The sequence below is a fragment of the Corynebacterium sp. HMSC055G02 genome (genome assembly GCF_001809065.1).
Lineage (GTDB): Bacteria > Actinomycetota > Actinomycetes > Mycobacteriales > Mycobacteriaceae > Corynebacterium > Corynebacterium jeikeium_D.
Window position 1 is genome coordinate 66777 of record NZ_KV795671.1, and the last position, 26566, is coordinate 93342.

The window sequence follows — 26566 nt, forward strand, 5'->3', positions numbered from 1 at the left end:
AAATCGATGACAGATGAGGCGTTGACGCGGGGGCCGTCGTCAAGCGGAAATGTCCCTGCGGTGAGCGCGCGGGGGTTCGGATATCGGCACGCGGGGCGCAAAGCTGCGGTACTGAACGACATCACGCTGGACATCGAGCGCGGTGAAAAGGTGCTGTTGCTCGGCGCGTCGGGGATGGGGAAGTCGACGCTGCTCGCCGCTATTGCTGGCGTGCTTGGCGACGACTCCGATGGCGAAGCCACCGGAAAGCTCCTGATTGAAGGTCGTACTCCTGCTTCCGCACGGGGTTCGGTGGGCTTGGTGCTGCAAGACCCTGACTCGCAGACGATTAGTGCTCGCGTTGGCGACGATGTTGCCTTTGGTGCGGAAAACCTGGGCGTTGCCCCAGCTGAGATTGGCAACCGAGTGCGCGCCAGCCTGGATTTGGTGGGGCTGGATTTGCCGCTGGATCATCCCACGCACAGACTTTCGGGTGGGCAGAAGCAGCGCCTCGCATTGGCAGGTGTGCTGGCAATGGGCGCACGGGTTATTTGTTTGGACGAGCCGACGGCCAACATCGACCCGGCCGGTGTGCCGGTACTACGCGATGCTGCGATTACCGCGGCGGAGAGGACCGGTGCGGCACTGATTGTGGTCGAGCATCGAGTGGATGCGTGGGTCGATGTGGTCGACCGCGTCATCGTGCTGGGCCGCGGAGGTGTGATTGCCGATGGTGCACCGCATCGGGTCTTGGAAGACTACGGGCAGGCTCTGACGGATGCTGGGGTGTGGATTCCGGGTGCTCCGCCCGCGCTGCCGGATGCGCGTTCAGTTGCCTGCGACCAGGACGGGCACCCTAGCGGTGACATCGCGATCGAAACCCGCGAGCTGGACATCGGCTATGGCGCGAAGAAGTCGTGGTTCAGGGGTAGCGAAACTGTTGATCCTATTGCTCGCGGAGTATCCGTTTCTATCCCATCCGAAGCTTCCACCTGCATCGTTGGTCACAACGGCAGCGGGAAGTCCACGTTAGCGCTGACGCTCGGCGGCCTGCTTGAGCCGATGGCGGGCACGGTCCAAGTGGCCGGCAGCGGTAGTGCGCCGTGGAGATGGCCGTCGAAGAAGTTGGCTACTCGGATTGGCACGGTCTTCCAAGACCCCGAGCATCAATTTGTCACCGGCACAGTGCTGGAAGAGTTGCAGCTTGGCCCCAAGCTTGTCGGTGTCAACGCTGATCAGCGCATCGAGGAATTACTTGAGCGGCTGCGGCTAACGGCTCTGACCAAGGCGAATCCGTTCTCACTCTCGGGCGGTGAGAAGCGACGTCTGTCGGTGGCGACAATGCTGGCGACAGCGCCGGATATTGTGCTTCTCGACGAACCGACGTTCGGCCAAGACCGCCGGACATTCACCGAGCTGCTCACTTTGCTTCGCCAGCTTGCTGACGACGGCCGAACGGTTATTTCGATTACCCACGATCCATTGGTGGTACAAGCGATGGGGGACTACGTCGTCGACATGGATATGTTTCATCTGAAGCGGTTAGACCGTGCGGCGCTGGGACAGCCTGGTTCGGGGGAGCAGGCCGGTCCGAGCAGCAATAGCGGTTCGCGCGGCCAGGGCGAAGCAGGAGGGAAATTGTGACTGAAGTCGGTTCCGCCGGTACGGCTGAAGGTACGCAGAGCGGCACTTCGAGTAAGCAGCCTTTCCTCGCGACGGTCAACCCGGTAGCGAGAGTACTGGGCCTGTTCTTGCTCACCACACCGCTGCTGATTTCCATCGACTGGGTCTCCGCAGTGGTCGCGCTTGTCTGCACGCTTTTCTTGGTGCCGCTGTCGGGTTTGGGTTTTCGTCGTTTTCTAGGACGCAGCCTGCCACTTCTTATCGCCGCGCCCATCTCTGGAATCTCGATGGCGCTCTACGGCAACCCGGAGGGCAAAGAGTATTTCTCCTTCCTGCTTGCGCATGTGACGGATAATTCTATTTCCCTGGCCATCGCGATCATGTTGCGTGTGCTGGCTATCGGTACTCCAGTTATCGTGCTGACAGCCAATATCGACCCCACCGATCTGGGCAATGGGCTGGCGCAGATTCTCAAGCTGCCCAGCCGGTTTGTGCTGGCAACGGTGGCGAGTCTGCGACTCGTCGGCCTATTCATCAGCGATTGGCAGGCGCTGACCCGAGCCCGTCGCGCACGCGGTTTGGGTGACCACGGCGCAATCCGCCGCACTATTTCTCAGGTGTTCGCTCTGCTGGTGTTTGCGCTGCGCCGCGGCACCAAACTGGCTACAGCCATGGAAGCCCGCGGCTTTGGCACACCGATTAAGCGTACGTGGTGGCACACCTCGACATTGGCCACGCGTGACTATGCCACCATGGCCGCCTGCCTTGCCATCGCCGTCGCAGCAATCAGTATTTCCGTGTGGGCCGGGGAGTTCCGCTTCCTGGGCGTAGCGTAGCAAAGGCGTTTCAATCACGATGATTCTGCTTATCGACGGCCGTTCCGGCAGTGGCAAAACCACCTTTTCGGCAAAGTTGCACAGTATCCTCGGTTGGCCAGTTATCCACTTGGAGGATGTATATCCGGGCTGGTCCGGTCTGCAGAAAGCATCGGCCGCAGTTGCGGAGACCATTTTGAACCCCGCTCTACCGGCCGATGAGCGCGGGTATCGCCGTTGGGACTGGTACTCCAGTGAATTCGCCGAGTGGGTCCCCACGCCACCGGACTCCTCGCTCATCGTTGAAGGCTGTGGCGCTGTCACTGAAGCTAACCTTGCCGCTGCCCGCGCCATCGGCGACGGCAACGCCTGGGGAGTCTGGGTAGAGCTGGACACGCAGACTCGATTTGCCCGTGCCATGGCTCGCGACGACCACTTCGAGGAACACTGGGACATGTGGGCCGAGCAGGAATCCCAGCATATGGCGAAGCACAATCCGCAACAGCTCGTCGACTGGACCATCAACGTCCCAGAACAGTTAACGTGGAAGCTCTGATGAGAAAAACACTCGCGTGCCTCGGTGCAGGCTTCGGTTCCATGCTCCTCGTCGGCGGACTACGCGTCGCCGCTAATTCGGAGCTACGCCCACCACGCCTGCCCAATCGCAGACCTCCGCGGTGGGTTCTTCCCACAGTAGGTGCCGCGTGGACACTGGCCAGCTACCGCGCCTACTACGCTCGCGCATCGCATCGCTTGACGACGCCCCTGCTCGCCGGCCTCGCAGTACCAGGAGCCGCAGCGATCGTTTTCGAGGCCGTTCGTCTTCGATGTGCAGCCAAAAAACCAACTCTGCCGCCACACACCGTGGTTGTGCTGGGATGCGGATTGAAGAACAATCGGCCCTCGGCCCTGCTGGCCAGAAGATTACAGCGAGCAGTCTCAGCGTGTGATGAGCGAACCGAGCGAATCATCTGCTCCGGTGGGGTCGGCAGTGAAGCGGTGACAGATGCCACCTGCTCCGAAGCGGACGCCATGGTGGAGTGGTTGGAGGCGAACGCTGGGGACGTCGTAAAGCGTGGCGACATCGAGTTGATCCCCGAGGACCAATCGACGAATACGTCGGAAAACATTGACTATGCGTGCGAATTGATGCGCGGCATGGACGGTGCGTTGAGCGCTGGAACGGTTGTTGTGACCAGTGATTTTCATGCGCCACGGGTAGCGAAGCTCATGCGCGAACGGGGGCTGGAATCCTGGTGTGTCGTCGGGGCCTATACGCCGTTGAGGTACTGGGCGACATCGCTGCTGCGGGAATTCCTCGCGCAGTTTATTCTGTGGGCGCCGAGCGGCAACGCGAGAATTTTACGAATTTCGCGGGTAGCGCGAAGCGTTAGCCACTAGTATCGAACGAAGATAAATACGTCGTGCGGTGATAGTGCTGCGTAGAAATGCGTAGAGCGCGATATCGAACACGACATCGGAATCATTAAATCGGGAGGAACACCCACATGGCTTTGACCCCAGGATTCGACCTGTTCCAGCTGCCAGAGGAGCACCAGGAGCTCCGCGCCGTTATCCGTGATCTGGCGGAGAAGCAGATTGCTCCGTACGCAGCGGACGTCGATGAGAACGAGCGTTTCCCGGAGGAGGCCCTGAAGGCTCTCAACGAGGCCGGCTTCAACGCCGTCCACGTGCCGGAGCAGTTCGGTGGCCAGGGTGCGGACTCGGTTGCGGCCTGCATTGTCATTGAGGAAGTTGCTCGTGTCTGTGGCTCGGCTTCTCTTATCCCGGCTGTGAACAAGCTGGGCACCATGGGCTTGATCCTCAAGGGCTCCGACGAGCTGAAGAGCAAGGTCCTGCCGGACATCGCCAACGGTGAAATGGCTTCCTACGCACTGACTGAGCGTGAGGCCGGTTCGGATGCCGGTTCCATGAAGACCCGCGCGGTCCGTGAGGGCGATGAGTGGGTCCTCAACGGCTCCAAGTGCTTCATCACTAACGGTGGCCGCTCCACCTGGTACACCGTCATGGCTGTCACCGACCCGGAGAAGGGTGCCAACGGCATCTCTGCATTCATGGTCCACAAGGACGACGAGGGTTTCCGCGTCGGTGGCCTGGAGCACAAGCTGGGTATCAAGGGTTCCCCGACCGCGGAGCTGTACTTCGAAAACTGCCGCATCCCGGCTGACCGCATCATCGGCGAAGAGGGCACCGGTTTCAAGACTGCCCTGGAGACCCTGGACCACACTCGCCCGACTATTGGTGCACAGGCACTGGGCATCGCGCAGGGTGCATACGACTACGCCGTTGGTTACGTGCAGGAGCGCCAGCAGTTCGGCAAGCCGATTGCTGCTTTCCAGAACACCCAGTTCATGCTGGCTGACATGCGTATGAAGATTGACGCTGCTCGTCTCATGGTCTACACCGCAGCCGCTAACGCTGAGCGCGGCACTGCTGAGGGCGGCGCTCGCCTGGGTCTGATGGCCGCAAACGCCAAGACCTTCGCCTCTGACGTTGCTATGCAGGTCACCACTGATGCCGTGCAGCTGCTCGGCGGTTACGGCTTCACCCGTGACTTCCCGGTTGAGCGCATGATGCGTGACGCCAAGATCACCCAGATCTACGAGGGCACTAACCAGATTTGCCGCATGGTCGCAGGTCGCCAGATTCTCGCAGACGCACAAAAGCGCTAATCACCAGCGCAAACGCTAAGCCCTCGCTACCAAGGCGGGGGCTTTTTCATGCTGCCACATCACCCAGAATTTGTCTCTTAACCCCAATGCGAGTTACTGACTGCATTTATGACCAGCGGCGGTGGGGCGATGCGAGTTACTGACTGCGTTTATGACAGAAATGGCCCGAAAAACGGCTTCAAAGTGTCATAAACTCATACAGTTTCACATTTGCAGCCCGTAAGTTTTTGGGTTAAGTAGCAAGAAGCATGTCCGGTCGGCGTGCGCCGGGGCCTACTTTTTCGCTTAACCCCCGGTTTTTCGGCCGTCCGGCACTCCAGCCCCGCACGAGTCCGGCACTACACCATCCACCAGCTCGCCAGCAGCCGCACACATCAGCCTCGCTAATCACACCCTCATTTCGCCAACCAAGCACAGGCAGCTACAACGATTGCCTCTGCTCCCCGGTCAAGAGTGGGTTGGAGGTCAGGGGCGAAAGCTGGGTTGTGGTTGCCAACGGCGCTGCTCTCATCCGCGAAACCGCCGAGCCCCCAGTACGTATATGGCACTCCAAGCGCATCGGGGATGATTGAGAAATCTTCAGAGGCGGCCACTGCGTCCAAGTCGGAGACTTCTTCACCGAAGTACGCGTCGAATGCCTCACGCACAGTATTCGTGGCATCCCCGTCATTATTCGTGAGGGGATAGCGGTCGTAGTAAGTGAACTGCGGGTCTTGAGGGCTGCGGGCAGCAACGCACTCTGCTCGTACAATGCGCTCGATTGCCTCTTTGAGGTGTTCGGTCACGGCGCTGTTGTAGGCACGAGTGTTGATGAGCAGCTCTGCGGAGTCAGGAATGATGTTGGACTTAGTTCCCGCTTGAATCGCACCAACGGTCACCACTGCGGTCTCGGTGGCCGCTACCTCACGCGAGACAATGGTCTGAAGGCGCATCACAATGGTGGATGCCAAGACAACGGGATCGACACTGAGCTCCGGCATGGATCCATGGGAGCCATTACCGTGCACAGTGACTTTGACCGAGAATGCAGAGGAGAGAACTGGCCCGCGGCGAGTTCCCACATAACCGCCGGGCAAGCTAGCTAGTACGTGTTGACCGAGATAAACGTCGGGACGCGGAATAGCCCTCTCCAGATCTGCCGCCAGCATTGCGCGTGCACCTTCGGCGGTTTCTTCAGCGGGTTGGAAAATACCGATGAATGTGCCAGACCACTGATCAAGGTTTTCGTTGAAAGCCTGCAGCGCTGTGAGCAAAGACATCAGGTGGAAGTCGTGCCCACAAGCGTGGGCGACGGGGACCTCTGTGCCGGTCTTTTCATCAATCTGCGTTGCCGTGGAGGCGTAGTCTTTGCCGGAAGTCTCCTTCACCGGTAGCGCATCAATGTCTGCGCGCATAGCTACAATCGGCCCGGCACCGTTCTCAATAATGGCAACGATGCCGGTGTCTCCGACGCGATTTGTGGAAATACCTGAAGATTCGAGCTCCTGAATAATCCGGTCTGCAGTGCTGTGCTCCTGCATGGAAAGCTCAGGGTGCCGGTGGAAATATTTGTACAGTTCCTCGCGCTGGGATTGGGTGGACGCGAGACCATTCAGAATCTTTCTGGCGCTCTCAGTATTAGTGGGCATACCTAAAATGTACGCCGACCTAAAGCGGACGGTGGAGGCCCTGGAAGGCATCCCCGTCCCGCCCCAAACCTCTAAGAGCTGCCTACGTCGTCACAAAGAACTTCTGGTTACGCTCGCCGCGGTAGGACTGGGCGGTTGCAGTTGCGGCGATGATAGAGGCAACAATCAGCAGGCCAGCTGTAATCAAACCGAGCGCCGACGAGTCTCCGGAGCGTACCTGGGAAATCGTTCCGACCAGCGTCATTGATGCATTAATGACAAAAACTGCCGCCGCCACGGACAGCACCGTGCGCGCTGCAGTCGATCCTTCAAGGAGTTTGCCAGCAAGCCACCAGCACGCAATCGCCGTTGCCGTCTGCGCGAGAATCGCAAACGCGAAGCTCACGGCCAAGCTGGTCTGTGCAGCAGAAACCTCGATGTTGTTGGCCTTTGCCGCTTCCGTAACAGTCGCGTCCCATTTCAATAGGGAACTGACCACGGTGAGGATTAGCGCTGGGACGTAAACATATACCGCGAGCCGCCACCACCTAAAGGACTGCGCCGCATGGAAAGGAACGTCTTTAGCCGAATTGACTGCCATAATTCCATACTCTAAACCACGCTGTCGCGGCGCGAAACGTCACTGCTAGGTTGAACTTATCGCTTGCCGACGAGCAGATAACCGGCAACCACCACAAAAGCTAACTTTTATACAGCGCTGGTGCGGTGCGGGTCGGTGAAGTCGACACCTTGGGTTTCCCACACGCGACGCAGTTCGTCAACGCCCTTAGCGCGAGCAAGGGCAAATTCGTTGGTCGTGGCGGGGACCGGCTGGAAGATTGTGACTTCGGTTTCCTCTATCGCGACCGGCGGGATTTCTGCCTTGAGCAGCACAAAACCGGTGAAGCGCGACTGATCCCACAGTGGCTGGCCGAAGTCGATTAGTGCCCCCTCGGTGAGGATGAGGCCTTCGATGCTTGGGGAAGCGGCAAGAATACCCAGCGGGCGGATGACTTCGTCCAGTCCACCACGAATAGGCAAGATGAGCTCGGCGCGCGGGCCAGAGTTGGTGTCCACCACCATTGCGGACGGATCCTGCATCGCCTCGGCACTGCAACCCAGTGTTGCATAGGTGACAATCCGGTCTGTGTCAGGTCCGAAGCGCAGCATCTTCAGTGGCGCAGAGCCAAGGAAGGTCAGCTGGGCTTCGCCGGGGTTGGACTCTTCAAAATAGGAGGTAAATGCTGCTCGGACTGCTTTGATAATCGCATTGCTATCGGGGCCGGCGGGAGGAATGGGGCCGGTTAAGTTATCGAACACGGGCGGTACTCCTTTGTTGAGGTGGTCGTTCTAGGCCGCAGGCGAAAGCTCAACGGCATCAGCCCACGTCGCATCGAGGTTCAAAGTCTGCATCCACGCATCAATGTTGTCACCGTGTGCGGCGATTGCGGCGCGTGCAGTCAGCGTGGTCTCGATGGCGAACTCGGTGAGTTCATCGCTAATCAGTCCCTGAGTGTGGGCAGCGACAAGCTCGTCGACATCTTCAACTCGAATCTGTGTGGCCGCATCGACGGGTAGGGGAGCTATGGCCTCAGAGTCGGTCGGTGCCTGCAGGATGTCGAGGTACAAATCGGTCATACGCCAGCACTGCGGATCAGTCCGGTCGATGCTGACAATATCGACGTAGCGTTGGTGTTCTACCTTCACGCCCGGGCGGAAGTGATAAATGCTGATGCGCAACCCTTCGTCGGCAAGCAGGAATGACTCTAGATATCCAAACTTTGGATGATCCATCCCACGGCGCATATAAAGGCGGCTGGGTGTGAGAGTTCGGAACTCATCGACATTGCGCTGAAAGCCCTTGGGGTCGGTGTTGACCATTTCACGTAGGTCAAAGGTCTCGACTTTCGGAGGATGTGTGTCCTGACTCGAGCGAATTGGGGAGAGCGCAGGAGCTGCCGCGGTCGAAGCCGAAGTGGCCGGTGAAGTGGACATGCGAATACCTTAACGTGTGGAGGCTGCCTTTTTGGGCATAGAAAAGCCCTTTCTGCATACGTGATGCAAAAAGGGCTAGGGGAGAACTAGAAAAACTTAGTTCAGGCCGACCGGGAAGACGCCGGCGGTCGGGGTGTAGTTGCAGTTGGTCGGACCAGGCTCTTCCTGAGTGGTGATGCCGCCCTGCATGACAGCGATGACCACGCCCTTGCCCGTGTCGGCGGTGCCGTTGACAGCGCCCGGGCCCTTCTCGGCGTTGATGCCGTTGTTCTCCAGGGTGGTCTTGCCGTACTTGCCGTTAGCAACGTTGACCCAATAGACATTCATCTCTGTGTCCTGCTGCTTAGCCAGCTGCTTGGTGCCCAGGCCAGTGAAAATAAAGCCAAGCTGGTTTTCTGGAACACCTGGCAGAGGCAGGTCTGCCGGGCCCGGAACGGTAGTGGCCAGGCCGAAGGAACGACCTTCGCCGCCGATGCACTTGTCGGCAACAGTAGGTAGCAGGAACTGGTTGGTCTTCGGGGCACCTTCCGGAACCTTGAAGCCCGGCTCGCCCTCGCCCTCACCAGTCAGGAAGTCAATTCCCTTGTTCAGTGCGCTGGAAATTTCCTCAGGAACGCCTGGGGAGTTAATGATGTCGCGCGCGTTGCCGTAGAGATTCGGCGAAGCGATGTTCAGGGAGTCCAGCGACGGGGAAGCAGAAGCGGCGGGAGTCATGCCCGCAGTGAGAATTGCAGCTGCACCCAAGGTCGCTGCGGCACGGCGCAGGAAGGAGCGTCCAGTCGAAACCACGGTGAAGAACCTCTCATTCGTGGGCTATTGGAGTCGGAATCAAAATTTCGGAATCGTTGCTCATCTTAGAACGACTCCAACGTGAAATGGAAAGATTTGAAAAAGAAATGTTCAGAATCTTCTCAGGAGATTAACGCACGGATTCCCGCGTGTCGCAAGTCAATTAAAGTGGTTCTTGGTGTAGAACGAGATGATTGTGACAATTGAGGCGCAATGCGTACGCATGGGGTTAATGGTGTTTCGCAGCGTGTAAGTGGGTGAAGTCAAGTCTCATCCCGTGGGGTTACAACTATGGCATTTGGTCACATCTATCACATGGTGGGCTGAGAGATTGCCGTCGTGAAGCGTTGTGGCGCTGGCGGATATGCCGTTATGGCTGTCGGTAAAGCGGGGGTGCAGTAAGGGGGTAATTTATCCCTAAGGGTGGCGCGGCAGTGCCACTTTGCATGACGGATAGGTGCTCGGGGTTGCGAGAATCTCTGCCAGATGTGCAGGGGCATTAAGAAGGAGTACACTGTAGAACGCTTTATTACGCGTTGATGCGGGGCGTTAAAGGCAGTCGTAAAGACAGTCCTTTAGAGCAAGGCCGTATCTTTTTCCTTTTAGTCCTCTTAGCTTGTTAGGAGCTATCCGCCTGTGAGCGATACCGAGTTCCGTAATGTCGCCATTGTCGCACACGTCGACCATGGCAAGACCACTCTCGTGAACGCCATGCTGGAGCAGTCCGGCGTTTTCAGCGACCACGAAGAAGTTGCAGACCGAGTGATGGACTCTGGTGACCTTGAAAAGGAAAAGGGCATCACCATCTTGGCGAAGAACACCGCTATTCGCCGAAAAGGTGAGGGCAAGAACGGCGAAGACCTCATCATCAACGTCATTGACACCCCTGGTCACGCCGACTTTGGTGGCGAGGTGGAGCGCGCACTGTCCATGGTTGACGGTGTCGTGCTGCTGATCGACTCCTCTGAAGGTCCGCTGCCGCAGACCCGCTTCGTCCTGGGCAAGGCGCTTGCTGCCTGCATGCCGGTGATTATCGTGGTCAATAAGACTGACCGCCCAGATGCACGTATCGACGAGGTTGTCGAGGAAGCACAGGATCTGCTGCTCGAGCTAGCCTCCACCCTGGAAGACCCGGAAGCTGCTGAGGTCGCTGAGCGCAACCTTGAGCTGCCGGTTCTCTATGCCTCTGGTCGTGCCGGTAAGGCTTCTACCGAGAACCCGGGTAACGGCAACTTGCCGGAGTCTGAGAACCTGCAGCCGCTGTTCGACGTCATCACCGAGGTGCTCCCGGAGCCGTCCGCTGAGATTGATGCCCCGCTGCAGGCGCAGGTTACCAACCTGGACTCCAGCTCCTTCCTCGGTCGAATTGGTCTGATTCGTATCCATAAGGGCCGTATCCGCAAGGGACAGCAGATTTCGTGGATTCATTACGACTCCGAGGGCAATGAGCATGTCAAGAATGCGAAGGTCGCGGAGCTGCTGCGTACCGTCGGCGTGACCCGCGTACCTGCTGAAGAGGCCATTGCTGGTGACATCGCCGCTATCTCCGGTATCGACGAGGTCATGATCGGTGACTCTCTCTGTGATGCCGAGCATCCGGACCCGCTGCCGCGCATCCTGGTCGATGAGCCGGCTATTTCTATGACGATCGGCGTGAACACCTCGCCACTGGCAGGCCAGGGTGGTGGCGATAAGCTGACCGCTCGTATGGTCAAGGCCCGCCTGGACCAGGAGTTGATTGGTAACGTCTCGCTGCGCGTGCTGCCGACCGAGCGCCCGGATGCCTGGGAGGTGCAGGGCCGTGGTGAAATGGCGCTGTCCGTTCTGGTTGAAACTATGCGTCGTGAGGGCTTTGAGCTGACCGTCGGTAAGCCGCAGGTTGTTACCAAGACCGTCGACGGCAAGGTTCAGGAGCCGTACGAGCACCTGACCATTGATGTTCCTGAAGAGCACCTGGGTGCTGTCACTCAGCTGATGGCGGCTCGTAAGGGGCGCATGGAGCAGATGGGTAACCAGGGCACCGGTTGGGTGCGCATGGAGTTCCTCATTCCGTCCCGCGGTCTGATTGGCTTCCGCACTACTTTCATGACGGAGACCAAGGGCACCGGTATCGCCAATCACTACTCGGCCGGCTACGGCGAGTGGGCTGGTGAGATTAAGGACCGTCCGACAGGATCGTTGGTGGCTGACCGTACCGGCCAGATCACCGCTTACGCACTGATTCAGCTTTCTGACCGCGGCACCTTCTTCGTCGAGCCGGGTGACCAGGCTTACGAGGGCATGGTCGTTGGCCAGAATCCGCGTGATGAGGACATGGACATCAACATCACCAAGGAAAAGAAGCTGACCAATATGCGCGCAGCCTCGGCTGATGCGACCGTGACTCTGGAGAAGGCGCACAAGCTTTCCCTCGATGAGGCTATGGAGTTCTGTGGTGCTGACGAGTGCGTTGAGGTCACCCCGGAGGGCATTCGCGTACGCAAGCAGATCCTCAGCGCCACCGATCGCGCTCGCGCTCGTTCCCGCGCGAAGGCCATGAATAAGAAGTAATTCGGGTTGGTAGGGGACTGGGCCACCTGAAAACCAGTCTCGGGGTAACTGACTCGGTCAGGTGTCGAGTAATCTCGTGGATATGTTTATTCGCAGCCGTCGTCACGCAGCTTCTCGTCGATTTTTCGTAGCATCGACACTCTGCGTGACGGCGGCTTTGGCGTCTTCGTGCATGGCTCGCCCCTCGGACGCTCCGACTGTGCCCGGGCAGCAGGAAGCGCCGGTGCAGCAGGAAGACACCGCTGACCAGGCCAAAAAGATGCGTGAAGTCACGGTCGGTGTCGACGAGTTTGTCGAAGGCTTCAATCCGCATTTGCTTGCCGACGTCTCCCCGGTGACCAGCCTGGTAGCGCGACTGACACTGCCTAGTGTTTTCACCCCTGCGCCGGTAGAGGGCGAGGCTGGTGACGCTAGTGCCGCCGCGCAAGCTCCCGGAGTGGTGGATAACGCTGCCAATGCTCGCTCGGCAGGAGCTCCCCAATGGCTTCTCAACTCCGACTTGCTGGATTCCGTGCAGGTCATCGAGAGTGATGACAGCAAAGACGGTGACGCCAGAAACGGAGCTGGAAACGGGAAAGCGGCCGATGTTGACATCACGGATCCGACGGTAGCGGCAGAGCATGTCCGCTACCGCATTCGAAAAGGGGCGCAGTGGAGCGATGGCACGCCAATCAGTGGCGAGGACTTCCGCTACCTATTTTCCCAAGTCACGTCCACGCCAGGATCGCTGGATACGGCGACTTATGAGCTGATTAAATCCATTGATGTCTCCGACGGTGGCCGTCAGATTGATGTGACGTTCACTCAGCCGATTACGCATTGGCAGCGCCTGTTTGCACATCTCTTGCCAGCGCATTTGATGCGGTCGAACACTGATGGTTTTTCCGAAGGGCTGGCCAGCCGTTTGCCGGCCTCCGGTGGGCAGTACACCGTCGAGTCGATGGATGTCGGCCGCAACATCATTCGACTGGTTCGAAATGACCGCTACTGGGGTGAGCAGCCAGCAGCCTCGGAGGTTATTACGCTGCGTGCCATGCGTAGTGCCATCGATGGTGCGGAGCAACTGCGTTCGAAGCAGATCCATGCCGTGCAGGTCCGTCCGACGGAGACCTCTGAGCTGACGTACGGTCTGGTCCCCGGTGTTGCTGAGTTCTTCCATGAGCCGAACCGGGAACTGGTTTTCAGTACCAATCTCGCGTCGAGCAGGCTTGCCGACGAATCCGTCCGCCGGGCCATTCTGAGCACCATCAACGTTGCAGAGGTCTCAGAGGTGGCCACCGGGCGCCGAATTGCGGGTGGTTCTGGTGACGGTGGTGACCAGGAGCGATTCGAGACACCACAGGCTGGTTTTACTGAGGACAATCCGCTACGAATTGGCATCATCAGCGACGGTATAGCGGCACGCGCTGCGGCTTTTGCGGTCGCTGACCAGTTGACTGCAGCTGGTATCCCCGCCACCGTTGTTTCGTATTCTCCGGCGGACATGCTGCGGTCTTCGTTGCCCTACGGAACTGTCGATGCCGTGGTGGCATGGGCAGAGCAGCCCAATTCTGTCCAGGCGGCCCGGGAACGCTATGTGTGTACGGAAGGCTCGGTCAGTTCGCTGCCGCCGAAGGACCTGGACGAAGCGGGCGCAGAGTCGGCTGCTGAGTCTGAGTCCGAGTCTGATTCTGAGCTCGTCGATAGTTCGACAAGGCCTGCGCCAAGTGGAGATCGGGAAAAGAGTGCTGAAGAGCAGGGCTCGTTGGACGGGACAACACCATCTGAACAGTCCAAATCTTCTACCTCAGCGGAGCCGGCTGACCTAAATGGAGTACCAGTTGCTCCGAAATCGGCTGCTCGGAGCGAGAATCTCTCCGGTCTTTGTGACCCACAGATTGATGAGCTGCTCGCTCCCGACAGTTCTGCGTTGCCCGCTGAACTCGCCGATATCATTGCTGGCCACAGTATCGAGCTGACCTTGGTGAAAGACGGCTTGCTGACGGTGGTCAGCCCGGAAATTACAATTACCGGGAGGAGGGACTCTTCGCAGTGGACCGATGACCCAGTGTTGGGCCGCCTCGGTGTTCTGGGCGAGGTTCGCCGTGTCTCGACACAGAGTGGGGCTCGAGAATCGTCTGAGAATTCTCAGACGAGAGATAATCCGCGCGAAGATACAGAGCAGGACGGTTCGGGTCAGAACCAAGATGGCCGCGATAACATCGACCAGGAGAACAAGGGGAAGTAAGAAAGTCCGTGAAGTTACTTTTTGTTCACGCACATCCAGATGACGAGTCCATTTGGACAGGTGGTTTGATTGCGGCTGCCGCGCGTTCCGGAGCGTCGGTAAGCGTAGTGACCTGCACGATGGGCGAGCTGGGAGAGGTCATCGGCGCGCCGTACCAGGGGCTAGTTGCTGATGAAGCTGACCAGTTGGGCGGTTTCCGCGTCGCCGAGTTGCGCTCGGCGCTGCGTGCGCTGGGGGCCAATAGCCCAGACAATGCGCCACGTTTCCTCGGTGGTGCCGGGCGTTGGCGTGATTCCGGTATGGCAGGGGACAAGGGTAATGAGCATCCCCGTGCGTTCATGAACTCAGGTGATGAGGCGGTAGCCCAGCTTCGCACCATCCTCGATGAGCTGCAGCCAGACCTGGTCATTACCTACGATGCCGATGGTGGCTATGGGCACCCGGACCACATTCGCGCACACGATATCACTGTCGCGGCGTGCGGAAATCGCTTTCCGACGCTGTGGGCGGTCACCGATCGTGAGGCAATGGTGGCGGGGCTGGATGCCATTACCGTGGTGCCGGAGAGCTGGCAGGCATGCGATGTCGACGACTTCGCTACCGTGACCGGCCGTTTCGAGGTTCAGCTGGATGATGCCGCTGTGGCTGCCAAGGTTGAGGCCATGCGCGCGCATGCGACACAAGTGTGGTTCGCCGATGGTTCCGTTAGCGAGGTCAATCCTGATGCTGTCTATGGGCAGACCGACGGCTCTGGTCGTGCGCGAGCCGTCTGGGCGTTTTCCAATTTGCTGTGTCAGCCGGTGACACCGACTGAGGCATACCGTTTTGGTACGGCGACCGCTGCGTCCCTGGAAGAGCTGGGGGAGCTGGTGAATATCCAATTACCGCCAGAGCCGGTAGCGAGCGTCGACTCTGTACCGAGCGTGGATCTGGAAGCGGAGGGGAGTGCGGACGATGAGTAACCCTCAGCCTCACGAAAGCGAAGACTTGATTAACGCTGCTGGCGGAAAGTTGAAGAACGAGCGCTTGAGTATTGAAAAGCGCACATTCGGGGATGAGCGCTATTGGGGTGACCCGGAACGTTCGCAGCCACGCGAGAACTTCCATCAGGGGGAGGTCACAGTAGCGCTAGTCTGGCTGTCGCTGGCTGCGTTGGCAGCGTTGGTGATTGAAGTAGTTTTCCTCGGAGTGTGGATTACCATCGGCTCGGTTGCTATTCCGTTGCCGTGGACCATTCCGCTGGCCTATATTGCCAATCTGATTATCACCAACACAGCGTTGCTGTGGACACGCGATCGCTCCAAAGCTGCAATTCCGACTGTCATCTGGGTGCTGGGCTTTGCAGGCATTCTGCTGTGGGCAGTGCTGCCCTTCGGTGGGGACTTGGCAATGGGGCAGTGGTTGCGAACAGTGCTGCTGCTTGTTTGCGGTGTGCTGGGCGGTGCCTGGCCACTGCGCCATCTGCGGGCACTCTAGCGAAAACCGCAGCGGATACTGCAGGAGACGGTGAGGAATTGATACAGGGCAGGCCCGCATCAATGTGGCTCTTTCTGGAGCTAGTTGATAACAACACCCACGTTGGGTGTAGACTCCAATCTGAATATACCGCTCTGTCTATTTTGCTCTGTTTCTCGTTGGAACGGCATAATCGACAGATAGCGAAAGCCTCATCCCATATCTTGTGAGAAAGGTTCTTAAACCTAAAACCATGACTTACATCATTGCCCAGCCATGTGTTGACGTCCTCGACCGCGCCTGTGTCGAGGAGTGCCCGGTTGACTGCATTTACGAGGGCAAGCGCATGCTCTACATTCATCCTGATGAGTGCGTGGACTGTGGCGCCTGTGAGCCGGTCTGCCCAGTCGAGGCCATCTTCTACGAAGACGATGTTCCGGATGAGTGGGTTGAATTCATCGATGCCAATGTCGACTGGTTCGATGAGCTGGGTTCCCCAGGCGGTGCCGCCAAGCTCGGCCCCCAGGACTTCGATGTGCCATTCGTGGCAGCTCTGCCGCCACAGGCAGAAGACTAAAGCCACAGAGGACTAAACCTATTTCTTTCCCGGGAAGGATTTCATCACCGCCCATGTCAGCTGCCCGCAAGCGCGTAACTCCCGGTTCTCTTTTGCCTCAGTTTCCGTGGGATTCCCTCACGCAGGCGAAAGCAACTGCGGCTGCGCATGAAGAGGGCATGGTCAATCTCTCGGTCGGCACACCGGTCGATGAAGTCGCTTCGATAATCCGGCAGGGCCTTTCCGAAGGCGCTGCCGCACCGGGTTACCCTCAGACCGTCGGCACGCCTGAGTTACGCGCGGCGATTGTTGCAGCGATGGCGCGCCGTTACGGCGTGACGGGACTGGAGTCAGCGGTCAACGGCGGCAATGTGCTTCCAGTCATCGGCACCAAGGAAGCGATTGGCTGGCTTCCCTTCCTCCTTGGCGTAGGTGCGGGGCATACCGTCGTCATTCCGGAACTGGCATATCCCACGTACGAGGTCGGCGTACGCATTGCGGGCGCTGAGCTGCTGCGTGCGGACTCGCTGACACAAATCGGCCCCGCCTCGCCGACACTGATGTTCATCAATTCCCCGGGCAACCCCAACGGCAAGGTCCTCGGTGTTGAACACCTGCGCAAGGTGGTTGAGTGGGCTCGTGCTCGGGACGTCATCGTCGCCTCCGACGAGTGCTACCTGGGGCTCGGTTGGACTGAACAGCCAGTCAGTATTCTCGACCCGCGAGTGTGCGACGGTGATTTCACCAACCTGCTGGCTATCCACTCACTGTCCAAGACGTCGAATATGGCGTCGTACCGCACCGGCTGGTTCGCCGGCGATGCGGACCTTATTGCCGAGCTGGTTTCCGTGCGTCGTCACATGGGGTTGATGATGCCGGGACCCATCCAGCACGCCACGATCGCGGCGCTTAACGACGACTCCCACGAGGCCGAACAAAAGCAGCGCTACAGGGACCGCCGTGAGATTCTTCGGGATGCACTGGTAGCCGCAGGCTTTCGAATCGACAACTCCGAAGGCGGGCTCTATCTGTGGGCTACTCGCAGGGAAGACTGCTGGCAGACGGTTGATTGGTTGGCCGAACGCGGCATCCTGGTCGCGCCGGGTAGCTTCTACGGCCCCAGGGGTGCGCAGCACGTGCGGGTGGGGCTCACAGCGACGCTCAACGATATCGAAGTGGCCGCGGCGCGCATTCGCGGCTAGCTCGGCCAGATGTGCTGGCCCGAGTAGGCCGAATGCTGCAAACGGTGCCGACATCGACATAGACCAAATCATAAAAAAGGGGAGTGTGCCGTGGGACGTGCCGCAGGCAATCGCGATGCCTGGTGGGGACTTGAGAAGAACCGTCAGGCAGCGCAAGTCGATGCCGCCGCTCACGAGCGTGAGGGGTACATCCCCTTTGAGCCGGCAATTGTGGCCGACACTGATGAGTTTTTGGTCGTAGACAAGCCACCTTTTCTGCCAGCGACCCCCAATGGCCGCATCGTGGCCAATACCGTGCAGGAGCGCCTGCGACGTAGTCTCGGGGAATCGGAGATTGTGGCCGTTCACCGTCTGGACCTGCTGACCAGCGGGCTGCTGTTGCTCTCTCGGAATCTGGCTACCCGTGCGCGCTACCAGCAGCTTTTCCAAAACCAGGAAATCACCAAAGAATACGAATGCCTCACCGTGATGCCCGATGATTGGCATGCGGGAGAAAGCAGGGAAGTCACACTCCTGCTCGACCCCAACCCGGCAGAGCGCGGAGTAAAAGTTGTGGAAACCAATGATCCCGCACGCGCCGCTGCGAAGAATCCCAAGCTCAAGCTCGCACACACAACAGTGACCTTCCTAGGTCCGGTAGCAGCGGATATCGGCGATGTGCTGGCGAGCAGCCGTGGCGGTGGTGCGACCAGCGCCAGCATTCCGCTGCATGCAGTCGGCTGTGGTTGCGGGCATTGCGGCAGCCGCATGCAGGTGGGGCACTGGCGGCTACAGCCCCATACGGGCCGCACACATCAGCTGCGGGCGACGATGGACTGGCTAGGCTATCCCATTCTCGGTGAGGACACTTATGGCCGAGAGGTTAGGACGCAGGAGCCGTCGGCAAGCGCGGGCAGCGCGCCAAAGTACACGCCGCAGTTGCGCCTGATGGCGACCGCACTGGCGTTCATCGACCCCGTCACAGGTGAGCGACGTGCCTACCGGAGCGCGCGGAATATTATGGCTCCGGCAGACGTGCCGACCACTTCTAGTTAGCGTGCAGATCGGCGCTGAGCTTCACCTTTTCGGCAGCCCACGGCACAACCTCGACTGCACCAGAGAGTGAATTGCGGCGGAAGAGCATATTCGATCCGCCCGAAAGCTCGCGGGCCTTGAGCGTCTTCTTCACGCCGTCCAGGGCAACGTGACACTTGGTGCCGGCGGTGATGTAGAGCCCGGCTTCCAGTACGCAGTCATCGCCGAGCGAGATGCCGAGACCAGCGTTCGCACCGAGTAGGCATCGCTTGCCGACGGACACAACTTCCTTACCTCCGCCGGATAGTGTGCCCATGATGGACGCTCCACCGCCGATATCGGAGCCGTCGTCGACGATGACGCCCTGGGAGATACGGCCTTCCACCATGGAGTGTCCAAGCGTGCCTGCGTTGAAGTTGACGAAGCCCTCGTGCATGACTGTGGTGCCCTCTGCGAGGTGGGCTCCAAGGCGCACGCGGTCAGCGTCACCGATGCGGACTCCGGTGGGAGTGACGTAGTCGACCATGCGGGGGAATTTATCGATGGAGTAGACGGTGACAGGCCCGCGGCGTGACAGCTTGGCTCGGGTTACCTCGAAGCCTTCGACAGCACAGGGGCCAAAATTCGTCCACACCACATTGTTGAGCTTGCCGAAGATGCCGTCCAGGTTGATGCTGTTGGGGGTGGCCAGGCGGTGGGACAGCAGATGGAGACGCAGGTAGGCATCGATGGTGTCGACTGGTGCGTCATCGAGTGAAGCGATGGTAGCTGTGACCAGACGGCGGGTGGTGCCGCGGTCCGCATCGGCTACGGCCAGATCTGCGAGGTAGGTGAAATCTTCGGGCAGTGCGTCGGCGTCGATGGTTCCGGTCGTGGTGGAGGTTGCTGTGCCCTCCTCGATGAGCTTGGGGGCGGGGAACCAGACGTCGAGAACAGTATCGTTGTTAAAAGTGGCAATGCCGGTAGCTTGTGCTCCAAATTTCATGGAAAACAGGCTACCGGCATATCCCTATCTATGAAAAGTGTTCCGCAAATGTGTAGCAAGGAAATGTTCGGATAGGGGTAGCAGGGTGGTTAGGCCCTGCAGTCAGTTGCTAACGGCTAGTTGCTATCGCTGGACTCGAGAGCCTCGCGGGCCGCGGTGCGGCTCTTCTTAGTCAGTGCAGCGAGCACCGCGAGGAACGCAGTGACACACACAACGGCGATAACCTGCTGGCGAGCACCAGAATCGGTGAGCATGCCAACAGCGAGGCCCAGGATCAGGATGACCGCTACCCAGGACAGTGCCGGGTAGGCCCACATGCGAACGGAAAGCTCGTTGTTCGCCTCCATCTGCGGGCGCAGCTTAATCTCGGACAGGGCGATGACCAGCCAGATCACCAGCAAGCAGCCGCCGACAGCGTTCAGCAGGAAGACCAGGACACTCGAGCCGTCGAAGACAACCTGCAGGCCAACGGAGACGAAGGCGAAGACCATCGACATGATGACCGCACGGTTCGGAACTGCGCCCTCATTGGTGTGGGCGAAGAAGCGCGGTGCCTCACCGCGGGTGGACATCGAGTAGACCAGGCGAGAGGTTGCGTAAATCTGAGCGTTGAACGCGGACAGCAGCGCCAGAACGATAATGGCCTCCATGAAGCCAACGGCACCCGGAATGTTTGCCTGCTTCAGAACCTGGGTGAACGGCGACTCAGCTGCGGAGTCAGCGCCGTCAATCTGGGAGTACGGCAACAGCAGGATGATGACGGTCACGCAGCCCAGGTAGAACACAGAGATGCGGAAGATCACCGAGCGGACAGCAGCAGCGATGGAGCGTTGCGGATCTTCAGCCTCAGCAGCGGCGATTGTGACAATCTCGATACCGCCGAAGGCGAAGGCCACAGCCAACAGACCAGCGGCAATGCCGGACACTCCATTCGGGAGGAATCCGGACTCGGCAATATGCGTCGTACCGACGAAGCTGGTGCCTGGCAGCAGACCGAAGAAAAGAAGAACGCCAATGACCAGGAACGCGATAATCACCGCGACCTTGATGAACGCGAACCAGAACTCGAACTCGCCGAAACCGCGCACATTCGCCAAATTCACTACAGCGAAGAAGACAACACAGATCAGGCCTGGAATCCAGCCCGGAATACCGAACCACGCACCCATGATGGCACCGGCGCCGGTGATCTCAGCACCGAGCACCATGATGAGCATGAACCAGTAGAGCCAGCCGAGGACAAAGCCAGCCGAGGAACCAAAGGCCATCTCGGCATAGGTGGAGAAGCTACCCGGTGTCGGGCGGGCAGCGGCCATCTCGCCGAGCATCTGCATGACGAGGACGACAATGAAGCCAGCGATGACATAGGAAACTAGAACACCCGGGCCAGCTGCCTTAATGCCGACGCCCGTACCAAGGAAAAGACCGGCACCGATTGCGGAGCCAAGACCCATCATGGTCAGGTGTCGAACCTGCAGCCCCTTGCCCAGCTGAGCTGTCTCGCCGGAGGTGGAGGTAATTTGCGATTCGGTCATGTCGCAAACATTACCTCGCTGATAACAGGGGCAATAACCGTATTACGGGTTTACCCCCATTCACCGTTTCGGGGCCAATTAATGTGTCTTCAAGAGCACCGAAAGTAGGTTATCCGGCCAGCTCATCCGGCACGTCGGCAAGCTGAGTGAAAGCAGCGGCACCTTCGTCATTGCCCGGGCGTTCCGTGCGGCGGACGCACACCGCCGAGTGGTCCGGGTGATGGTAGAAGTGCATGTTGTCGCGGCCCGAAATTTCCCATGCCTGAATACGGCGGTTCTCCGCGGGGACATCGATGGGCGTATCGGGGGCAATGAGGATGCTTCGGTCAATAATGCAGTCATTACCGAGGCTGACGCCGACGGTGCCGGCCGCGATATCGATGTGGCAGCGCTCGCCAACCGTGAGCGGCTTACGCTGACCGGAATCGTCATGAGCGGCAATGATGGAGGCCGACAGTCCCACCTTCGTGTGCGCGCCAATGACGACACCGGAGGATAGACGTCCCTCAATCTTGCATGGGCCCAGAGTGCCCGAGTTCAGCGAGACAAATCCCTCGCGCAGTACGGACGTACCCGGTGCAAGATAAGCGCCCAACCGCACGCGCTCGGCCTCTGCAATGCGGACACCGGCGGGCAGCACATAATCGACCATGCGCGGCATGCGGTCGATGGCGTAGACGTGAATCAGGCCACGGACGCGCAAGTGGGTACGCAGTTGCTCGAAGTTGTCCGGCAGACATGGCCCCTTGTTGGTCCACGCCACAACATGGAGCAACTCGTAGAGGCCCTTGGTGTTTAGCTGGTGCGGCTTAACCAGGCGGTGGGAGAGCAAATGCAGGCGCAGGTAGGCATCGTGCGGGTCGACAGCAGGCTTGGACAAATCCTCAATGGACGTGCGCACTGCCACCTGCTCCACGCGGCGATCCTCGTCCAAAATCACCTGACGAAGCAACTGTGGGGTCAAATCAGCGGCGCCGAGCCGGTGAGTGCTCGATTCTACGACCTCATCGCTTAACTGAGGTGCGGGAAACCAAGTATCGAGAACTGTACCGTCCATTGCGATATTGGCGATTCCCGTAGCGACAGCACCAGATGTAATCATGATTCTTAATATTAGTATCCCTTTAAGGAATCTTCGCGGAAGGATGAACTATGCCCCTAGCTGGCCTTGAAAGCACACAGAAAATGAAGCAGTGGTTCTTAGTGAGCCTCATCATTGCTGTTAGTGTGCTCGGACTCGGCTTCGTCCTGGCCCTGCCGGTGGTCTTCTACGTGGGATTCGCACTGCTGAGTGCTTGGATTCTCGCCGTAGCCAGCTTCTTTGGTTTCGTTTTGCCGCCGCGAGCAATGCCAATTGGCGCAGTCGGTGTGGCTATCGCCGCAGTGGTTGCGCTCATTGCGCCGAACCGTCTTGTGCTGGTTATCGCAGTTGCCATCGCGGTGGGGCTCGGCGGTGGCATGATTGCCCGCTTTTTGCTGGAGCGCAAGAACCGCGATCAGCAGGCACGCATCGATGCCCTGCCGATGTGGGAGCGCGATGAGCTGGGCGATGTCGCCGAAACGCTTCGTCCTGCTTATCGACGAGACATCGATCCCACCCCAGTGCAGCTGCCACATGCAACGGCCAAGATTGTCGCGGCCGTCTGTAAGCCGCTGGCCGGTTCTACGGTGATTGTCAGCACGAATGAGCTGCGTCCGGTGATTGCGGTCTATGGCTCCCGCGTGGCTGTGGTCTATGGTCCCGGCGCGGGCGTTGTCGAGGAGGATGGCGGAAACGGAGAGGCGACCGATTCTGCGGGGGAGGAGCGGGCGCCGGGGTCGTCGACAAGCGAAACTCCGGAGGCAATCATTGCCCAAACTCTCCCGGAAGGAGCGAAAACCCTGGTCTTTGAGGTGGCTGATGGGCTTAAGCGCCCGGCGGAGGGGAGAATTGGTGTGACCTCCGCCGAACCGCATGAGCTGGCGCTGTTCCTCGGTGGTGGCGCGCCCGCCAATGGGGATGCGATCAATGGTCGTGCGGCGCATATTCATCACAAAATTCTGGTTTCGCTGGCGCACAATGGTTTGTACGCTTAATTGATGTGAAATCGAAGTTAAATCTGCTCCAAGATCCTGTAGACCTCACGGCGGCACTGGTGGACATCGAATCGGTGTCCCACAATGAGACCGCGATTGCGGATGCCGTCGAGGCGGCATTGCGTGAGGTCGCGCAGGCAGATGAGTCGATTGAGGTCCTGCGCATTGACAACAACGTGATTGCGCGGACCCATCGGGGGTTGCCGCAGCGCGTGATTTTGGCAGGACACCTGGATACGGTGCCGACTGCGGACAATGTGCCCTCGACGCGTGGGGTAGACGCGCAGGGGCGAGACACACTGTTTGGGTGTGGAACTGTGGACATGAAAAGCGGTGACGCGGTCTACCTGCATGCTTTTGCGACGCTGGCGGCAAGCCAGGAGTTGCAGCGCGACCTGACACTCATCATGTACGAATGCGAAGAAATCGCCGCGGAGTTCAACGGGTTGCGGCACTTGAGTGAGTCGCATCCGGAGCTCCTGACTGGCGATGTCGCTCTGTTGGGCGAGCCCAGCGGCAATGTCATCGAAGCCGGCTGCCAGGGCTCTATTCGCCTGCGTCTGACCGCGCACGGCACACGTGCACACTCGGCTCGGGCATGGCTCGGCGACAATGCCGTGCACAAGTTAGCACCTGTGCTGTCACGTATTGCCGCCTATGAGCCGCAGACTGTGGATATCGACGGCTTGGCCTACCGCGAAGGGCTCAACGTCGTCTGGCTGGAGGCCGGGGTTGCCACCAATACGCTTCCCGACGAGGCGGTGCTGCGAGTCAACTTCCGATTCGCGCCCAACCGCAGCGCCGATGAGGCCATGGAGCACTTCCGAGAGGTGCTGGGGCTCGACGAGTTCGCGGCCGAGGATCTCACCGTCGATGTCGAGGATGTGAGCCCTGGGGCACTGCCGGGACTGCATGCGGCTGCTGCGAAGGAGTTGGTTGCGGTCGCAGGCGACGTCGTAAAGCCCAAGTTTGGGTGGACCGACGTGGCGCGTTTTTCGGCGCTCGGCATTCCTGCGGTGAACTTTGGCCCTGGTGACCCGGCGTACTGCCACAAGAAAGACGAGCAGATTCCGGTCGAGTGCATTACGGCACTGTGGGAGGACCTGCGGCGGTACTTGACCACCGCGCCGGTGGCTGAGTGAGCTTAGAATCACACCCTGCCCTCGCTGAGCGGGTGCGCGTATGTCATTGCTGGCATACATTGTGAGGTTATGAAACCTGTACGTACTCCGTCCCCAGCTAAGCGCCGTGCACTCCGCGGCCCAATCGCAATCCGACAGGCGGGCGAACCGCAGGCGTCTACGACCGACCGCAGGCTGTTGTCACACAATCCGAACACGGACTGGCTGCACAACGACACCTGGCGTGTGCTGCGCATTCAATCGGAGTTCGTTGACGGCTTTGGTGCGTTGGCGGAGATTCCGCCGGCGGTGACGGTGTATGGTTCGGCACGTCTGCCAGAGGACAGCCCGTACTACCAGTGGGGCTTCGACCTGGGCAAGGCACTGGCGGAGGCGGGTTACGCGACCATCACTGGCGGCGGCCCGGGCATCATGGAAGCCGCCAACCGCGGCTGTTACGACGCCGACGGCCTGTCCATTGGGCTGGGCATTGAGCTGCCGCACGAGCAGCACTTGAATGACTGGGTCGACCTGGGCATGAACTTCCGCTACTTCTTCGTGCGTAAGACCATGTTCCTGAAGTACTCGCAGGCGTTTATCTGTCTGCCGGGTGGATTCGGCACGCTCGATGAACTCTTTGAGTCACTGGTGATGGTGCAGACCGAGAAGGTGGAAAATCACCCAATCGTGCTGCTGGGTACTGAGTTCTGGTCGGGGCTGGTTGATTGGATGCGCGAGAAACTCGTGGCCATGGAGCTGATTTCTCCGACAGATATGGACCTTTTCCTGGTCACCGACTCCATTGAAGAAGCGGTCGAGTACATCGAGGCCGCGCACGAAAAGCTGATGGAAGAGTGCGAGCAGACCTCCGACGTTCGCGAAAAGCTCCGCCGAGTCCGTCGCTTCAGCGAGAGGTAAGACGCTGTGCGGAGTTTTTATCAGGACTCCGCGGTGCCGACGGTGATGGCCATCGTCAATCGCACCCCGGATTCCTTCTATGACCGTGGCGCAACGGCTGCGGAGGAGGCCGCGCTCGCTCGCGTCGACGAAGTTGTTGCGGCAGGCGCAGGCATTGTTGACATCGGCGGCGTCAAGGCCGGTATCGGTGCGGAAGTAACTGTTGCCGAGGAAATTGAGCGCGTGGTGCCGACCATCGCGAAGGTTCGCGAGCGCTATCCTGACCTGCACATAAGCGTCGACACCTGGCGCGCCGAAGTCGGGGAAGCCGCCATCAAAGCTGGCGCCAACCTCATCAACGACACTTGGGCAGGCCATGACCCGGAGCTGCTGGAAGTCGCGGGCGCCCACGGGATGGGTTACGTCTGCTCGCACACCGGTGGGGCACTGCCACGCACCAATCCGATTCGCGTGCGTTACGACGACGTCGTGGACGATGTCATCTCAGAAACCGGCAAGCTCGCCCAGAGGGCAGTGGACGCTGGCGTGCCGGAGGACCGCATCCTCATCGATCCCACCCACGACTTCGGCAAGAACACCTACCACGGCCTCGAACTTCTGCGGCGCTGCAATGAGCTCGTGGCTACAGGCTGGCCAGTGCTCATGGCGCTGTCGAATAAGGACTTCGTCGGTGAGACTTTGGACCGCCCGGTCGAGCAGCGTGTGCCCGGCACCTTGGCTGCGACCGCCCATGCGGCAGCTGCCGGTGTTGCGGTGTTCCGTTCGCATCAGGTGTCCGAAACTCTTGATGTTTGCCGTATGACTCTGGCTATTTCCGGTGATTTTGCACCACTGCATCCGGTGCGTGGGCTGGTGTAAGGGGCGTAGTTTGAGGCGCTTCACCCATGCCGCTGCGTGAAACAAAGGACTATGATGAAGAGAAGTAGTCGAAAATGCCGACAGGGATTCTAAACCGGGATCTTGAGCCGGGGTCTTAGACCGAGGTCTTGAACCGGGATTGTCAATCTCTTGGCTACCACAGCCAAGCTGGGGTGGTTGGTCGTCTCCTGCATCGACATTGTCTTAGAACGAAGGAGTTCACATGGCAGCAATGAAGCCGCGTACCGGTGATGGTCCGCTGGAGGCAGTCAAAGAGGGCAAGAAGATTGTAATGCGCGTCCCCGCAGATGGTGGTGGGCGCCTGGTGGTGGAACTGTCCCCGGAGGAAGCCAAGGAGCTCGGTGCAGAGCTTGTAGCAGTAGTGGAGTAGCAGAGTAGTGGGGTATCGGGTAGAGGCCGGGTAGAGGCGAGCCTGTCCGGTTTTGACCCAGCGGCGACCTACACAGGTGGTGTAGGTCGCCTTTTCTTCTTCAGGTGATAACGGCTCGAATGGAGGGGTTATGAACAAAAAGTACGGGCTGCAAATGTGAAACTGTGCGAGTTTATG

The 26566-nt window shown here is 59.3% G+C and carries 25 protein-coding genes; 17 read left to right on the forward strand and 8 right to left on the reverse strand.

Going from position 1 to position 26566, the window contains the following annotated elements:
* Positions 1 to 6 precede the first annotated feature (6 nt).
* The 5 genes from HMPREF2547_RS08480 (at position 7) to HMPREF2547_RS08500 (ending at position 5110) form a co-directional block, all read left to right on the forward strand.
* Positions 7 to 1623: an ABC transporter ATP-binding protein gene (locus HMPREF2547_RS08480; protein ID WP_070605532.1), complete on the forward strand. Its 1617-nt coding sequence runs from the start codon at positions 7 to 9 to the stop codon at positions 1621 to 1623.
* A 95-nt stretch (positions 1624 to 1718) separates the two neighbouring features.
* Entirely contained in the window at positions 1719 to 2438 is a 720-nt protein-coding gene (locus HMPREF2547_RS08485) for an energy-coupling factor transporter transmembrane component T family protein (RefSeq protein WP_222865080.1), read from the forward strand.
* Between the two features lie 19 nt (positions 2439 to 2457).
* Positions 2458 to 2973, forward strand: a complete 516-nt coding sequence (locus HMPREF2547_RS08490) for a nucleoside/nucleotide kinase family protein (RefSeq protein ID WP_070605534.1) — start codon at positions 2458 to 2460, stop codon at positions 2971 to 2973.
* Positions 2973 to 3818, forward strand: coding sequence for a YdcF family protein (locus HMPREF2547_RS08495; protein WP_070429526.1), 846 nt, complete (start codon positions 2973 to 2975; stop codon positions 3816 to 3818). The genes HMPREF2547_RS08490 and HMPREF2547_RS08495 overlap by 1 nt, the downstream gene beginning before the upstream one ends.
* A gap of 107 nt (positions 3819 to 3925) precedes the next feature.
* A complete protein-coding gene (locus tag HMPREF2547_RS08500) occupies positions 3926 to 5110 on the forward strand; it encodes an acyl-CoA dehydrogenase family protein (RefSeq protein WP_016422383.1) in 1185 nt (394 codons plus the stop codon).
* A gap of 395 nt (positions 5111 to 5505) precedes the next feature.
* On the opposite strand, the gene HMPREF2547_RS08505 is transcribed toward HMPREF2547_RS08500, so the two are convergent.
* The 5 genes from HMPREF2547_RS08505 to HMPREF2547_RS08525 all read right to left on the reverse strand — a co-directional run bounded on the left by HMPREF2547_RS08505 (position 5506) and on the right by HMPREF2547_RS08525 (position 9501).
* Complete coding sequence (locus tag HMPREF2547_RS08505; protein WP_049189471.1) at positions 5506 to 6738, reverse strand: amidohydrolase; 1233 nt, start codon at positions 6736 to 6738, stop codon at positions 5506 to 5508.
* Between the two features lie 82 nt (positions 6739 to 6820).
* Positions 6821 to 7318 (reverse strand): hypothetical protein, encoded by a 498-nt coding sequence (locus HMPREF2547_RS08510; protein ID WP_048732907.1) that lies wholly within the window; start codon positions 7316 to 7318, stop codon positions 6821 to 6823.
* 107 nt (positions 7319 to 7425) lie between these two features.
* On the reverse strand, positions 7426 to 8037 hold the full coding sequence (locus tag HMPREF2547_RS08515) for a suppressor of fused domain protein (RefSeq protein WP_070605535.1): 612 nt from the start codon (positions 8035 to 8037) through the stop codon (positions 7426 to 7428).
* 30 nt (positions 8038 to 8067) lie between these two features.
* Positions 8068 to 8712, reverse strand: coding sequence for a ribonuclease FAU-1 family protein (locus HMPREF2547_RS08520; RefSeq protein ID WP_070605537.1), 645 nt, complete (start codon positions 8710 to 8712; stop codon positions 8068 to 8070).
* Positions 8713 to 8808: 96 nt separating this feature from the next.
* Positions 8809 to 9501 carry an Rv1157c family protein gene (locus tag HMPREF2547_RS08525; RefSeq protein ID WP_049193655.1) on the reverse strand — a complete coding sequence of 231 codons (693 nt, stop codon included), beginning with the start codon at positions 9499 to 9501 and terminating at the stop codon, positions 8809 to 8811.
* 636 nt (positions 9502 to 10137) lie between these two features.
* Here HMPREF2547_RS08525 and typA point away from each other — a divergent pair.
* The 7 genes from typA (at position 10138) to HMPREF2547_RS08560 (ending at position 18526) form a co-directional block, all read left to right on the forward strand.
* Positions 10138 to 12051: a translational GTPase TypA gene (gene typA / locus HMPREF2547_RS08530; protein ID WP_016422389.1), complete on the forward strand. Its 1914-nt coding sequence runs from the start codon at positions 10138 to 10140 to the stop codon at positions 12049 to 12051.
* Positions 12052 to 12133: 82 nt separating this feature from the next.
* Positions 12134 to 14278 (forward strand): ABC transporter family substrate-binding protein, encoded by a 2145-nt coding sequence (locus HMPREF2547_RS08535; RefSeq protein WP_070605543.1) that lies wholly within the window; start codon positions 12134 to 12136, stop codon positions 14276 to 14278.
* Between the two features lie 8 nt (positions 14279 to 14286).
* Positions 14287 to 15240 (forward strand): N-acetyl-1-D-myo-inositol-2-amino-2-deoxy-alpha-D-glucopyranoside deacetylase, encoded by a 954-nt coding sequence (gene mshB / locus HMPREF2547_RS08540; protein ID WP_070605545.1) that lies wholly within the window; start codon positions 14287 to 14289, stop codon positions 15238 to 15240.
* Complete coding sequence (locus HMPREF2547_RS08545) at positions 15233 to 15754, forward strand: hypothetical protein (RefSeq protein WP_069358854.1); 522 nt, start codon at positions 15233 to 15235, stop codon at positions 15752 to 15754. Before mshB ends, HMPREF2547_RS08545 begins: the two co-directional genes overlap by 8 nt.
* Positions 15755 to 15986: 232 nt before the next feature.
* Positions 15987 to 16310, forward strand: coding sequence for a ferredoxin (gene fdxA, locus HMPREF2547_RS08550; protein WP_005509435.1), 324 nt, complete (start codon positions 15987 to 15989; stop codon positions 16308 to 16310).
* Positions 16311 to 16363: 53 nt separating this feature from the next.
* Positions 16364 to 17491 (forward strand): succinyldiaminopimelate transaminase, encoded by a 1128-nt coding sequence (gene dapC / locus HMPREF2547_RS08555; RefSeq protein WP_070605547.1) that lies wholly within the window; start codon positions 16364 to 16366, stop codon positions 17489 to 17491.
* 90 nt (positions 17492 to 17581) lie between these two features.
* Positions 17582 to 18526, forward strand: coding sequence for a pseudouridine synthase (locus HMPREF2547_RS08560; RefSeq protein WP_070605549.1), 945 nt, complete (start codon positions 17582 to 17584; stop codon positions 18524 to 18526).
* Here the strand turns inward: HMPREF2547_RS08560 and dapD are convergent.
* The 3 genes from dapD to HMPREF2547_RS08575 form a co-directional block, all read right to left on the reverse strand.
* The gene (dapD, locus tag HMPREF2547_RS08565; RefSeq protein ID WP_070605551.1) at positions 18519 to 19490 is read right to left on the reverse strand and encodes a 2,3,4,5-tetrahydropyridine-2,6-dicarboxylate N-succinyltransferase; all 972 of its coding nucleotides are present in this window, start codon (positions 19488 to 19490) and stop codon (positions 18519 to 18521) included. The genes HMPREF2547_RS08560 and dapD overlap by 8 nt on opposite strands.
* A 116-nt stretch (positions 19491 to 19606) precedes the next feature.
* The gene (locus HMPREF2547_RS08570) at positions 19607 to 21010 is read right to left on the reverse strand and encodes an amino acid permease (protein WP_172620259.1); all 1404 of its coding nucleotides are present in this window, start codon (positions 21008 to 21010) and stop codon (positions 19607 to 19609) included.
* A gap of 124 nt (positions 21011 to 21134) precedes the next feature.
* On the reverse strand, positions 21135 to 22127 hold the full coding sequence (locus tag HMPREF2547_RS08575) for a 2,3,4,5-tetrahydropyridine-2,6-dicarboxylate N-succinyltransferase (protein WP_016422397.1): 993 nt from the start codon (positions 22125 to 22127) through the stop codon (positions 21135 to 21137).
* 83 nt (positions 22128 to 22210) lie between these two features.
* On the opposite strand from HMPREF2547_RS08575, the gene HMPREF2547_RS08580 reads away from it, so the two are divergent.
* From HMPREF2547_RS08580 to HMPREF2547_RS08600, 5 genes are all read left to right on the forward strand, one after another.
* Positions 22211 to 23101: a hypothetical protein gene (locus HMPREF2547_RS08580; RefSeq protein WP_246819666.1), complete on the forward strand. Its 891-nt coding sequence runs from the start codon at positions 22211 to 22213 to the stop codon at positions 23099 to 23101.
* Positions 23102 to 23106: 5 nt separating this feature from the next.
* Complete coding sequence (gene dapE / locus HMPREF2547_RS08585) at positions 23107 to 24243, forward strand: succinyl-diaminopimelate desuccinylase (RefSeq protein WP_070549619.1); 1137 nt, start codon at positions 23107 to 23109, stop codon at positions 24241 to 24243.
* Between the two features lie 69 nt (positions 24244 to 24312).
* Entirely contained in the window at positions 24313 to 25140 is an 828-nt protein-coding gene (locus tag HMPREF2547_RS08590) for an LOG family protein (protein WP_070605557.1), read from the forward strand.
* A 45-nt stretch (positions 25141 to 25185) separates the two neighbouring features.
* Positions 25186 to 25998, forward strand: a complete 813-nt coding sequence (gene folP / locus HMPREF2547_RS08595; protein ID WP_070605559.1) for a dihydropteroate synthase — start codon at positions 25186 to 25188, stop codon at positions 25996 to 25998.
* Positions 25999 to 26221: 223 nt separating this feature from the next.
* Positions 26222 to 26389, forward strand: a complete 168-nt coding sequence (locus tag HMPREF2547_RS08600; RefSeq protein WP_005509573.1) for a DUF3117 domain-containing protein — start codon at positions 26222 to 26224, stop codon at positions 26387 to 26389.
* The last annotated feature ends 177 nt before the right edge of the window (positions 26390 to 26566 follow it).